This window comes from Noviherbaspirillum phoenicis (assembly GCF_047237965.1).
GTDB lineage: Bacteria > Pseudomonadota > Gammaproteobacteria > Burkholderiales > Burkholderiaceae_D > Noviherbaspirillum_A.
Genome location: NZ_JBDFLX010000005.1, coordinates 200128 through 212278, shown reverse-complemented (window position 1 = coordinate 212278; position 12151 = coordinate 200128). Strand labels below are relative to the sequence as shown.

The 12151-nt window shown below is 58.9% G+C and carries 10 protein-coding genes; 7 read left to right on the top strand and 3 right to left on the bottom strand.

Features of this window, described 5'->3' with window-relative positions; all coding sequences use genetic code 11:
* Positions 1-4: 4 nt before the first annotated feature.
* The 3 genes from ABC383_RS26535 to ABC383_RS26525 all read left to right on the top strand — a co-directional run bounded on the left by ABC383_RS26535 (position 5) and on the right by ABC383_RS26525 (position 4070).
* Positions 5-1264 carry a hypothetical protein gene (locus tag ABC383_RS26535; RefSeq protein ID WP_413018802.1) on the top strand — a complete coding sequence of 420 codons (1260 nt, stop codon included), beginning with the start codon at positions 5-7 and terminating at the stop codon, positions 1262-1264.
* Between the two features lie 154 nt (positions 1265-1418).
* Entirely contained in the window at positions 1419-2657 is a 1239-nt protein-coding gene (locus ABC383_RS26530; RefSeq protein ID WP_413018800.1) for a glycosyltransferase family 4 protein, read from the top strand.
* Between the two features lie 75 nt (positions 2658-2732).
* The gene (locus ABC383_RS26525) at positions 2733-4070 is read left to right on the top strand and encodes a cellulase family glycosylhydrolase (protein WP_413018799.1); all 1338 of its coding nucleotides are present in this window, start codon (positions 2733-2735) and stop codon (positions 4068-4070) included.
* A 316-nt stretch (positions 4071-4386) separates the two neighbouring features.
* On the opposite strand, the gene ABC383_RS26520 is transcribed toward ABC383_RS26525, so the two are convergent.
* Complete coding sequence (locus tag ABC383_RS26520) at positions 4387-4674, bottom strand: hypothetical protein (RefSeq protein WP_413019347.1); 288 nt, start codon at positions 4672-4674, stop codon at positions 4387-4389.
* Between ABC383_RS26520 and ABC383_RS26515 the strand changes: the two genes are divergently transcribed.
* From ABC383_RS26515 to ABC383_RS26505, 3 genes are all read left to right on the top strand, one after another.
* Positions 4579-5667, top strand: coding sequence for a glycosyltransferase (locus ABC383_RS26515; protein WP_413019328.1), 1089 nt, complete (start codon positions 4579-4581; stop codon positions 5665-5667). The genes ABC383_RS26520 and ABC383_RS26515 overlap by 96 nt on opposite strands.
* 445 nt (positions 5668-6112) lie before the next feature.
* Positions 6113-7867 (top strand): galactose oxidase-like domain-containing protein, encoded by a 1755-nt coding sequence (locus ABC383_RS26510; RefSeq protein ID WP_413018797.1) that lies wholly within the window; start codon positions 6113-6115, stop codon positions 7865-7867.
* A 206-nt stretch (positions 7868-8073) separates the two neighbouring features.
* Positions 8074-8820 (top strand): WbqC family protein, encoded by a 747-nt coding sequence (locus tag ABC383_RS26505; protein WP_413018796.1) that lies wholly within the window; start codon positions 8074-8076, stop codon positions 8818-8820.
* Between the two features lie 614 nt (positions 8821-9434).
* Here the strand turns inward: ABC383_RS26505 and ABC383_RS26500 are convergent.
* Both ABC383_RS26500 and ABC383_RS26495 read right to left on the bottom strand, forming a co-directional pair.
* The gene (locus ABC383_RS26500) at positions 9435-9923 is read right to left on the bottom strand and encodes a hypothetical protein (protein ID WP_413018794.1); all 489 of its coding nucleotides are present in this window, start codon (positions 9921-9923) and stop codon (positions 9435-9437) included.
* Between the two features lie 158 nt (positions 9924-10081).
* Positions 10082-10996, bottom strand: coding sequence for a LysR family transcriptional regulator (locus ABC383_RS26495; RefSeq protein ID WP_413018793.1), 915 nt, complete (start codon positions 10994-10996; stop codon positions 10082-10084).
* Positions 10997-11157: 161 nt separating this feature from the next.
* Between ABC383_RS26495 and ABC383_RS26490 the strand changes: the two genes are divergently transcribed.
* Positions 11158-12141, top strand: coding sequence for a Bug family tripartite tricarboxylate transporter substrate binding protein (locus ABC383_RS26490; RefSeq protein ID WP_413018791.1), 984 nt, complete (start codon positions 11158-11160; stop codon positions 12139-12141).
* The last annotated feature ends 10 nt before the right edge of the window (positions 12142-12151 follow it).

Genomic DNA, 12151 nt, shown 5'->3' with positions numbered 1-12151 from the left:
CACAATGAACAGAGTTATTTCCATCGGATTCGTTACCTACGGGCTGACATTCATCTTCGAAGCTGCGCTCCGCTACGGCCTTCACCTTGTCGGGTTGGAGCCGTTACTGTACGGTCGCGAGTTCCTGCTGCCTGCCATGACGCTCTATGCACTGGCCTTCAATACCAGGGCTGAGAATGTCTACCTTCCACTTCTTGTCGGGTGCCTGCTCGCACTGCATCTGCTTGTGTCGCTGCTGTATATACCGGATGCCAGGCAAATACTTTTCGGGTTGAAGCTCATTGTCCCTTTTCTCTTCGGAATGTTTGCGTTGAAGGTGGCAGATGACGGGTATCGGCGCGCCGTGCCGGGCATGTCGTGCGTCTACGCTTTGACAGCCGGCGCAATTATTACGAACTATTTTTACGCCTTTCCTTGGGAGGGACTGGTCTATTACGTTGACGGCGTCCGCGTGACTGCCAATGTGCTGTGGTGGGCGGGCGAGGAACGACGTATAGCCGGGTTGACAAGGGCGTCCTACGACGCCGCAGTTTATTGCCTTATATCTGCGCTCTATGTCACCGTTTTTTCGCGGGCCGCCTGGGTCAGGATTCTGGTGTGGTCAAGCGCTGGAGTTGCAATCGCGATCACCACCGCAAAAGGCGTCGTGCTTGCCTACGGCATTATCTCTGTGATCCTCTGGTTCAGGAATGCGGCGCTTGGATCGGCTGCGCTGTCGCGTTTGATCTGGCTGCCGGTTACGACCATGATCCTGGCTCCGATTGGCAGTGGTCTGTTCGCCTTCAAGGTTGATTCAACTAGTCCAATCGAACGCCTTCTCTTCATGTCCTATATGGACCGGATCGAGAACACATGGCCTCAAGCTTTTGAACTGGTTGCGAACTATGGCGACTTCCTGCTCGGTCGAGGAATTGGGGGGATTGGCACGCCGCAAATGTTCTCCGAAGCGGTGATATGGAACTGGGCAGACAACCTGTTTGTTTACGCCTATGCAAATTTTGGCCTTCTGGCGCTGGTCTATCTGCTGCTCTTTGCCCATCAAGCACAGCGGCTTGACCTGAAGACGGACGTGGATGCGTTCGTGTTTGGTTGCGCAATGCTGGTTGCGGTGTACGGGATGACCGCAAGCATTATGGAAGGCGCGGTGCTGGCCGTGGTTTTCGGCTTCACGGCAGGGCATCTGATCGACCTTCAGCGCCTGCGGTCGCTGAAAATAAGAGCGCATATCGCGACAGTAAGGGGCTGGGTCAGCAATACCGGCTGAGAGTGCGCGTCTGCGACGACACAGCGCTCGCCGGACGAGGTTGCCTTGGCCGAGAGCATATGCAATGCAGTCAGTATGACGTTGGCCTGGCGGAGTCCATTGCACCGATTCCTACCGATTGCTACCGATTGCTACCGATTATGGAGGCAGCACGATGCACATTGTTATCGTTAATGATTTCGGCTATGTGAACGGCGGCGCCGCCCGGGTCGCATTGTCCAGCGCCCTCGCGCTCGCGGAGCGCGGACACCATGTCATCGTCGTATGCGCAGTGGGCCCCGCCGCGGAATGGTTACGGCATCCAAACTTGTCGGTGATATGCACCGGGCAGCATGAGATCGTGCGCGATCCCAGCCGCTTGCGTGCCGCGACGCAGGGAATCTGGAACCGCAAAGCACACAGGATGATGTCAGCACTTTTGTCACGCTTGCCGGTGAATGAAACGGTGGTGCATTTACATGGGTGGACAAAGGCGCTTTCATCAAGCGTGATAGCGTCGGCGTCGCAGTGCCGCTGCAAGATGGTCGTCACGCTCCATGACTACTTTTCATCTTGTCCAAACGGCGGCTTCTTCAACTACCAGAGCGAATCGATATGCCCGCTCGTTCCATTGAGCCGAAAATGCATCACAACCCACTGCGACGCACGGAGCTATCCGCAAAAGCTTTGGCGCGTATCCAGACAGGCCAAGCAATCCTATTACGATCATTTTCCCGCATGCGTGGACGCCTTCATTGGGCTGTCTCGAATGAGCGTAGACCGGTTGCTCCCCTACTTGCCTGCGTCGGCACGAATTTCCTGGATAAGAAATCCGGTCAGTGTCCCCCATGGGGAGCCAGCGAACGTGTCTCGGAACCATGATTTTGCATTCGTCGGAAGGCTGAGTCGGGAGAAGGGGTGCACGCTTCTTGCCGAAGCAGCGTCGCGGATCGGGGCGGACGTGGTGTTCATTGGCGATGGAACGGAAGGGGCGCAGATCAGGTCGATCTATCCGGGCGCGAAAATCACGGGATGGTTGCCGGCCGACGCCATATCGGCGCAATTATTTCGTGCCAGGGCGCTTGTGCTCCCTTCCCTCTGGCATGAGGTTCAGCCTTTGGTGATTGATGAAGCGGCGGCGATCGGCATTCCCGCCCTTGTTCCGGATACGTGCGCCGCACGCGAAAACGTCGTCGATGGTGTAACCGGGCTGTGGTTCAAAGGTGGCAACGCGGAGGACCTCGCACGGAAGATGGAACAGCTGCAGAAGGATGGGGACCTGGCGGCGAGGATGGGCAGGGCCGCGTATGACCGTTTCTGGCACGATCCACCTTGCATGGAGCACCATGTCGATGCACTGGAAAGCATGTATCGGCACGTGATCCCGGTGCCACAAGACGCGCTGGGCTCATAGATAGGTAAGCGGATGGATACCGGGCGCATTCCGTCGTAAGTGACGCAGTTCAACGTGGCAAAGAGGGTTGTCTAAATGATTCTGCGTTTCCTGTGTGGCTTTGCGATGCTTTTAAGCACTTGGCTTGGAGGCAAGGCATACGCATCGGAATTCCTCATTGGCGTCACGGCGCATATTCTCGGCAATCATACTGATCCGGCTTTGTTCATTGAGCATGCCCAAGCCAGCGGCATGAATTCGATTCGTGTGGAGCCGTTATGGAGCGCAGTCGAGCAGGAAAAGGGAATCTATGCGTTTCCGCCGGAATTGATGCCGCTTCAGGAAGCGGTCGACAGGAGTGTCTTGCGTGGTTTCAGGCCGTTGGTGATCCTTAACTATGGCAACCAGTTCTACGATCGCGGAAGCTATCCTGTCAGCGAAGAAGCACAGGCTGCCTTTGCCCGGTATGCGCAATACATCGCCACTCGGCTGAAGGGAAAGGTACGCATTTACGAAGTGTGGAATGAGTGGAATGCCGGAACCGGTTTTCCCAGCCCGCCCCCTTTCGACAAGTCCACGTCCGCACGACACTTTGCCAGACTCGTCGGCGCTGCGAATGCCGCGATAAAGCAGGTCGATCCGGATGCGACGGTCCTGATTGGCGGACTCGGCTATCGCGACCTGGAATGGTTGCTCGAAGTAGTCGGTAACGCAGGAGCCCACTACGACGGCATCGCCATGCATCCCTACAACTTTGCAGATGGCGACGGGCCAAGTGGCGACGGGAACAAGCCGGAAGAGGTCGCTCGATGGCTCGACAATGCAAACGAGAGGATATTTCGGAAGACGGGACGGCTTGTCCCTTTCTACATCACCGAAATTGGCTGGCCGGACCATATCGGCGCATCAGGAATCAGCCAGGCTGCGGTAGCGCAGTATGTCGCACGCATGCTGCTTCTGGCCTCGAGCCGCGCTTATGTGCGGGGAGTATGGTGGTATGGCTATCAGGACGATGGGTCCGATCCCCATGATCCCGAACATCACTTCGGACTTGTGAACAAGGAAGGCGTCCCTAAGCCCGCACTCCACGCGCTGCGCGCGACGGCCAGCCTGATCAAGTCGGCAGACCGGCCGCGCTCCTGCCAGACAGATGAGTTTCTTTCTTGCCTCGTCTTTACCGGTGGTGACAATCGCCTTACCTACGTGCTTTGGTCACCAAGAAATGTCGAACTCGTCGTAGCTGTCCTTAGCGATGGGCCAAGCACCGATATTAGCGCGCAAGCCATCATCACGCCTGCGGACCGCCGGACGCTGCGTACAGGCAGTGGAAGCACCGGCAGGATCAGAGTGAGTGGAATGCCCGTCGTCATCAATGGAGGCGGTGCGGACCTGCGGTTCGAGGTCGCCAGTCGGGTAATGTCGCCGGCACGGTAGATGCACCAAGGGCCGCGCTGCCGGCGGCCACCGTGCCCTCCGGCGATGGCTCAGGACGGCAGGAAGGCGCTTGCAACCGGGCTCCGCAGCCATGGGCATAAAAGTAACCAGATCTGAGGCAGGTCTAACAGCCCGCAAACGTGCGTTATTTCACGTGCATTCCTTTCTGCTCGTTATCGTTCTAAAGGCCTCGTGCATATACGCTGTGATGACTGTGTCTCGAACCTGTTCGGACTATTACTGACTTCGGCGGCGGAGTCACCGTGCATGTCTTACGTCGCGGCGTGTGGTTAATCGATCCGGAAGCAAATTGCTTTCATAGATAACGAACCTGCGCCGTCAGGATGCGGAACGCTTTGCACCAGCGATATGCGTAGACATGAATGCCGACAGCAAGCTTCGGAAAGAGATGAGGTCCATCATGAGAGTTTTGCACGCAGCCGAGACAATCCAAGGCGGCATCGCGACCGTCCTGCGACAGCTTCTTGCCGCACAGACGGCGCACGGCATGAGGCAGGTCTGTCTCGTTCCTGACTCCCAGAGATCCGAAATCCCAAACCGCATCGGCATGATGGCTTTCCGCCGATCCGGCAGAGACCTGCATTCGTTCATGTCCTTTACCATATGCCTTGCCGTGATCGTCTGGCGGTTCAATCCCGATGTCGTTCACCTGCACAGCACATTCGCGGGTTGTTTTGGCCGTCTCGTCCTTTTATTGCTGCGGCCCTTCCGGCAGCCAAAGGTTATCTACTGCCCGCATGGCTGGAGCTTCCTGATGAAGGGGGAGGGAGCCAGGGAATATTTATATGCGTTGGTAGAGCGGCTTTTGGCCGGCTTGAGTGACCGCATCATCTGCGTGAGCCGGTATGAGGCCGGCGAAGCTGCGGTGCATGGCCTGCCTGAAAGGCTGATCGAGGTGGTCCTCAATGGGGTGGAGCCGCCGAATGACCGCATGCAACCCAATCCATTTGAAGCGGGAAGAATCAATTTGCTTTACGTTGGAAGGTTCGATTACCAAAAGGGATTTGACCTGCTGGAGCATGCGATGGCCCTGCTCGAGAAAGCGGGGCCTTTCCATTTAACGGCAATCGGGGCTCCCGTGCTTTCGGGATCCATGCCTCATGATCGAAGCAACATCACTTACACCGGATGGTTGAAGCCGCATGACATGGCTGGGTATCTTCGCCATGCAGACCTGCTCGTGATGCCAAGCCGGTGGGAGGCATTCGGGCTGGTGGCAGCCGAAGCGCAAAGTTACGGGCTGCCGGTAGTTGCAAGCGATTGCTGCTCCCTTCCGGAAATCGTTACCGAGCATGTCACCGGCCGTTTCTTCCGGAGCGGCTGCAGTAAGAGCCTGGCAGAATTGATCGGCTCCATGGGCGCAGCGGACTGGCATGCCATGCGCGATGCGGCGTACCGCAGTTATGCGGACAACTTTTGTTCCGAGCGGATGTGCCGGGAAGTCAGCGCGGTCTACTTGAGGGCCTTGGAAGGTGCGCGGACCGGCCGTCGTGATTTCCTGCCAGGGAGATATCAGAGTGCGCAGCGGAATCGCAATGGAATGCGTGGGAGCGAAGGTATCCAAGCGCCGGAATAGGATGCGATGCGCGTCGTGACAATGGTTGATCCACATGATGGCTTCCACGATGAATTACCTTGCAGTTCATTCAAGCAGCGCAATTGCGTTACAGCGTGCGGGGCGGGTCCGGCGCAAAGTCGTGACTGTGTCAGACGCCCATCGGTAACATAGGTGCGACCTCTACTGACATAGGTAGAACGTCCAGCATTCACGGGCCAAATGATGCGGCGAATTTACCGGCCGCTATCGAAATCGCCAATGGAACTCGCTATGCTTTTTTCAGGATAGCCTTTTAGGCAGTAATTGCTGCCTATCCCTTCATGCCTGCGCCCTAAGCCAGGAAAGCACCTGTTTTGATACGCGGCGACGCGTTGGGTCAAGAGTGCGGAGAAATGGCAAACGGTTTGTACGCCGGGCGGCGGGATAAGTCACCGGAGAGGATACCTGATCAAGGAGTTTTCAAATGTACCTGATATCTGATTTACGAAAAAAACCGCTTGCCGCACTTCTCGTTCTATCGTGTGGCGTCGTCCCGGTCGTGCATGGGCAGCAACCTACTGCAGCCGCTGCCGCAAACGGCTCGACAACGGGAAGCGACGCCTGCACGAACGCGACTGCGGAGGCGCAACTTAGGCAAAAGGAAACTGCGCTGCTTGGCAAGGCGCACGCTAACGAACATGCCATGGGCCGGCAAATACAATGCCGCATGAAGAACAGGCAGCTCAGCGCCCCCAGCCCCAGCGCGACGCTATTGTCAGCGGCACGTACCAAGCCCACCAACACTGGAGGTCAATGGAGCGACCCTGTCGTCATCCCGGTGCCAGGCATTACCGCCGTATTGCTTAACAATGGAAAGGTCCTGTTCTGGTCCTACGAGCCGTCGCATTACCAGGATCCAAACAATTCAAACACCGGAGTTTCCTATATATGGGATCCTGCTACGAAAACCGGCCATTCGATAGCGCCACCCGAGAATATCTGGTGTGGTGGCCAAACGGTGCTGAACGATGGACGCGTCTACGTGGCAGGGGGTAATCTGCGGTATCCCGATCCCAATGCGGCGGCAGGGCTAACCGGCTGGGAAGGCGCTCTGACCCATTACACGTTTGATCCGCAAAAGGAAACGTGGACGCGGCAGATGCCTGACATGTCGGTTGGGCGATGGTATCCAACAACCACGCAGCTTCCCGACAACCGGGTGCTGATTACAAGTGGCTATGACCAGACGGGAAGCGAGGCCGTCACCAACGTGGTTGAGCTTTTCACCCCCACGGCAAACAACCAGAACACAATGAGCGTCGTTTCCACGCATAACCCAACCGGCCTTTATCCTTTCCAATTCATGATGCCTTCCGGTCAGATGCTGCAGGCCGGCCCTGACATAAGCAACAGCGCACTTCTTACGGTTGGCACTTGGTCATGGGCCAACACCCAGGGCATGCTCAGCCAGCATTACGGGTATGGAAACGGGATCAGCTACACGGATGCCTCGGTCAACCCGAACCGGCAGACGGTCATGCTCGCGGGCGGCGTGGACTATAACGCAGGGGTCGCCCTGAAGCGTAATGAATGGATCGATGGTTTCAATCCAGGCGGAGGATGGAAGGCTTTTCCTGAGTGGTTGTATGCCCGCCATAATTCGAATTCCGTCATCCTGCCGGATGGGACATTGTTTACAGTGGGGGGCACCAGCGTCAGCGCGCTCTATGACAATCCGGTGTGGCAGACCGAAATCTATAACAAGACTGCGACCGATCTGACCGGGAGTTGGATAGAAACGGCGCCCATCACCATACCGGCGGGATACCATTCAAGTGCGCTTCTTCTGCCGGACGCAACGGTCCTGCTGTCGGAGGATGACCGGGATCCATCCAGCGCAAGCTCGCATCGCGTACAGATCTACTCCCCTCCTTACCTGTTCAAGGGCGCACGGCCCCAGATCACGTCGGCGCCTGCGCAGGTGGCTAGAGGGCAGCTTTTTTCGATCGGGACCAACGCCAAGACGATCTCGAGTGTCATGCTGATCGCACCAGGCGCTGTCACACATGGGAATGACATGCACCAGCGAGCGATCAAGCTGGCCACCCAAGGCACTGGCAGCAACCTGCGCGCGACAATTCCATCTTCCAGCGGGTTGGTGCCGCCGGGGTATTACATGCTTTTTATCGTGGATGGAAATGGCGTGCCATCGGTGGCAAAGTTCGTCAGCATAGGATGATGGACAGGGCGGCTGTTCTTGCAACCCGGGCGGCCAATGCCATTTTGCGCCGCCTTTCTTCGATCGGATGTGGCAAGAGGAGTCGGCATGCAGTGTGCAGAGCAGCGCCACCGCATGCCGGACCACTGTAGCTCGCAAAAATCCTGATATTCAACCGCAGTTTACATGCGGCTAAGGCGAGGAGACGGCAAGTGCGGATTGGAATCATGCAGCCCTATTTTTTCCCCTATCTCGGTTATTACAGCTTAATAAAGAACACAGATAAATTCGTTCTGCTGGACAGCGTGCAATATATCAGGCACGGCTGGATCAATAGAAACCGCATCCTGAAGCCAGGCGAGGGATGGCAGTACATCACGGTGCCGCTGAAGAAGAAGGGACTTAGCACGTTGATTGGTGATATGGAGATCGATGATAGGCAAGACTGGAAAAATCGAATACTGAGGCAACTCGCACATTACAGCTCGAGAGCACCGTTTTATCGGGAGGCGCTGTCATTGGTCGAATCCTGCCTGGATATTCAAACCGGCAGCATTGTGGATCTCAATGCATATGTATTGACGAAAACTTGTCGTTACCTGCATATCCCAGCCAATTTCGACGTTTTCAGCAAGATCGGCATGAGTTTGGGGGCCATGAATGGACCTGGGGATTGGGCGCTGAAGATAAGCAAGAAATTGCAGGCTGACGAGTATTGCAATCCAGTCGGAGGCAAGGATCTTTTTGACGTAGATCAGTTTGAAAAAAATGGCATCAAGATCACATTCCTTCAGAATAATCTCCGCTCATATAACCAGGGACGAGATGGTTTCGAAGCCGGCCTGTCAATCATCGACGTTTTGATGTTCAACGACGTCGAAGCGGTCCGTTATCTGATCGATGACATATTCCTGGAGCAGCCTGACAACCGTCAGCTTTTCTGTCCTACGAAACAAGAAACGGATGAAGCCTGAGGCGGGCAAACCGGTGACGAAAACGACCTTGCAGCGACAATCCAATCCGAGGTGGCACCGTGTCTCCGCCGTGCAGGTCGCGCAGTTTTAGCGTTGTGCTGGGCACAGCAGGATGGACGGCAGTGCGTCCGAATTTTTACGTTGAAACGAATTGCTGCTGCAGGCATTGCCTGGCCAGAAGCGGGCAAGACAGTGGCCATGATTTAGAAGACGTGCTCACGGCGTGGGGAGAATGCCTGGCCTGGTAAGCTTGTCAGTTTCAAACAGAAGCGAGCGACCAGTGGAGACGCCTGGGATAACCGCTTCTACGCGTACGCCGGTCGGGTTTTCCGACGGACCCACCCGCCCTGAGTCCGCATCCTGCGCAACGCTGCTGGCGCCGCTGAGCACTGGTGCTGGTGCCGGCGGCGGCGCAGGGTAAAGGCGGGCAGCGGCTGTTACTGGAGCCGAACGCGCTTCCACGACCGGCGCGACCGGTCGCACCTCCACCGTTCGGGTGACGCAGCCAAACAGCAACATGCTCGCTGTAATGCTGAGCAGTGGGATGGCACTGTGTTTCATGCTCTTGCTCCTGTCGATCCGTTCCGATTCCAGCCGCCACTGGCACGACGCGCTTACCAGTTACCCGATGCGCCCGGCGCAGTTGGCTCCCCGCCGGGCGCCGGTGGGCTCGCTGCCTGGTTGCTCGCGGCAGCCGCTTCCTTATCCTGCCTCTCCGCCTCCTGCCTCTCCGCCTCCTGCCGTGCCGCCTCCTGCTCGGCTGCTGCCTGCGCATGGCTGGAGCCCAGCACGGAGCCCAGGCCCAGGCCCAGCAATGCGCCGCTGAACATGCCGCCGAGCGAACTGCCCGAACGGCGCTGCACCTGTGCCGGCGCAGGGCCGATATAGGGCGGCCGTACCACGCGCGGCTGCGCAACGGGAGGCGCGACCGGCGGCGCCGGTCGCGGCCTGACTAACGGCGGTGGCGGCGCCGCACGCTGCCGGGCCACCTGGGACTGGCGGCCCACCGAGCGGCCGCCGCCCAGGCGCTTCGCATACGACTCAGGCACGACCAGGGCGCATGCGACAAGGGTCAACAACAGTTTTGCGGTCAGTTTTTGCATGGTGTGCTTTATCGGGAAGACGGGATGGCATATGGCGCCATTTATTGAAAATTCGAGTCCCTTCACCTGCCTATGGTTCGGGCTGCGCGCACGCAAGGCATGCGTGAAATCACGGGAAGACGCAGGTGCGGCCGGAACCCTTGCCGGCCGTCAATGCTTCAGCGTGTGGGCGCATCGATGCCACCCTGGCCGGCCAGGCAGTCAAGCGCGAAGTCCCTGACCGCATCCAGCGCCGGATTCCGATGCGCCAACGGCCAGGCCATGTAGAGTTCGGCCACCGCATCCTTGCGCCACAGCGGCCGGTAGACGATGTTTTCCAGGCGCAGCGACTGGGCCGATGCCGGCACGATGGCCATGCCGATGCCGGCGCGCACCAGGCCCAGGATGGTGTGGGTCTGCGCGATCTGCTGCACGTAGCGCGGCGCGATGCCGGAAGCGGCGAACAGGCTCGCGATCTTCTGGTGGAAGTAGCTGCCTTCAACCGGGTCGTACATGATGAAGTCCTGTCCCGCCAGGTCCTTCAGCGCCGGGCGCGGCCTGGCGGCGAGCGCATGGCTGGCCGGAAGCGCCAGCAGCAGCGGTTCCTTCGACGCCAGCGCATACCCGAAGGCCTCGCCGGAAACCAGCGGCCGCAGGAAGGCGAGGTCGATGCCGTGCGAGGACAGCGCCTGCTGCTGGTCGGATGACACCATTTCCCGCAGCACGATGTCGACTGCCGGGAAGCGCTTCTGCAATGCCGCCACCAGTTCGGGTATCAGCGCATAGCCGGCGACCGCGGTATAGCCCAGCACCACCCGGCCGGCATCGCCGCTGGCAATGCGGCGCGCGGTATCGGCCGCCTGGCTGGTCATGGCCAGGACAGCCGTGCCGTCGCGGTAGAACGCCTGACCGGCCGGCGTCAGCCGCACGCTGCGACTGGAGCGCTCCAGCAACTGCACGCCCAGCGCCTGCTCCAGCATCTGTATCTGCCGGCTCAGCGGCGGCTGGGTCATGAACAGCCGGGCCGCGGCGCGGCCGAAATGCAGTTCCTCGGCGACCGCCGCGAAGCATTTGATCTGGAAGAGCTCAATCATCGATTCAATTTCCGCATGGATGGATCCATTTTCTAGCTTAGACGAATATCGATGCGATGCCTATAATCGCCGCACAGGCGCTGCGCAGACAGCCCGGAAAAATGACCGTTTTGCATCAAGCCATTCGGATGCAGACCCGCAGCAAACCACTGGAGACGAAGATGATGAAAACCGTAGCGTTGCTGGCCGCCGCCTGTGCCGGCTTTCTGGCCACCACGGCCGCCACCGCGCAGGACGCCGCCGCCGGCTATCCGAAAAAGCCAATCCGCATCGTGGTGCCGTTCCCGGCCGGCGGCACTTCCGATGTGCTGGCGCGCATGGTGGGCCAGAAGCTGACCGACGCCTGGGGCCAGCCGGTGGTGGTGGAAAACCGCGCCGGCGCCAACGGCAACATCGGCGCTGACTTGGTCGCCAAGTCCGAACCCGATGGCTACACCCTGCTGCTGATGGACGTGGGCAACCTGGCGATCAGCCCTACGCTCTATCCCAAGCTGCCGTTCAGTCCCACCGCCAACCTGGCGCCTGTGACGCTGCTGGCCTATTCGCCGCATCTGCTCGTGACCTATCCCGGCATGCCAGTGCAGTCCGTGAAGGAACTGGTCAGCTATTCCAAGGCGCAGAAGGGCAAGGTCAATTTTGCCGCAGCCGCCGGCACCGGCAGCGCGGCCCACCTGGCCGGCGTGTTGTTTGCGCAGAAGACCGGCGCCGAATGGGGCTACATTCCGTACAAGGGCGGCGCCCAGGCCATCACCGACCTGGTCGGCGGCCAGATCGACGTCACCATGAACGGCATGGTGGCCACCTATCCGCATGTGAAGGACGGCAAGCTGCGCCTCCTGGCGGTGTCCAGCGCCAAGAGGCTTCCGCAGCTGCCCAACGTGCCGACCATTGGCGAGACCGTGCCGGGCTTCGTGTCCGGCAGCTGGCAGGGCGTGATGGCGCCGGCCGGCACGCCCAAGCCCATCATCAACAAGCTCAATGCCGAGATGGCGCGCATCGTGAAGATGCCGGACGTGCGCGAGAAGATGGCCGGGCAGGGCGCCGAGCCGCAGACCAACACGCCGGACGAGTTCGGCGCCTGGTTCAAGGCCGAGATCGCGCAATGGGGCAAGGTCATTTCCGACGCCCAGATCAAGCTCGACTGAACCCATGCCA

Coding starts and splice junctions, on each gene's coding strand:
- ABC383_RS26535 (WP_413018802.1), top strand. CDS start 5: ATGAACAGAGTTATTTCCATCGGATTCGTTACCTACGGGCTGACATTC.
- ABC383_RS26530 (WP_413018800.1), top strand. CDS start 1,419: ATGCACATTGTTATCGTTAATGATTTCGGCTATGTGAACGGCGGCGCC.
- ABC383_RS26525 (WP_413018799.1), top strand. CDS start 2,733: ATGATTCTGCGTTTCCTGTGTGGCTTTGCGATGCTTTTAAGCACTTGG.
- ABC383_RS26515 (WP_413019328.1), top strand. CDS start 4,579: ATGAGGCAGGTCTGTCTCGTTCCTGACTCCCAGAGATCCGAAATCCCA.
- ABC383_RS26520 (WP_413019347.1), bottom strand. CDS start 4,674: ATGCAGGTCTCTGCCGGATCGGCGGAAAGCCATCATGCCGATGCGGTT.
- ABC383_RS26510 (WP_413018797.1), top strand. CDS start 6,113: ATGTACCTGATATCTGATTTACGAAAAAAACCGCTTGCCGCACTTCTC.
- ABC383_RS26505 (WP_413018796.1), top strand. CDS start 8,074: ATGCAGCCCTATTTTTTCCCCTATCTCGGTTATTACAGCTTAATAAAG.
- ABC383_RS26500 (WP_413018794.1), bottom strand. CDS start 9,923: ATGCAAAAACTGACCGCAAAACTGTTGTTGACCCTTGTCGCATGCGCC.
- ABC383_RS26495 (WP_413018793.1), bottom strand. CDS start 10,996: ATGATTGAGCTCTTCCAGATCAAATGCTTCGCGGCGGTCGCCGAGGAA.
- ABC383_RS26490 (WP_413018791.1), top strand. CDS start 11,158: ATGATGAAAACCGTAGCGTTGCTGGCCGCCGCCTGTGCCGGCTTTCTG.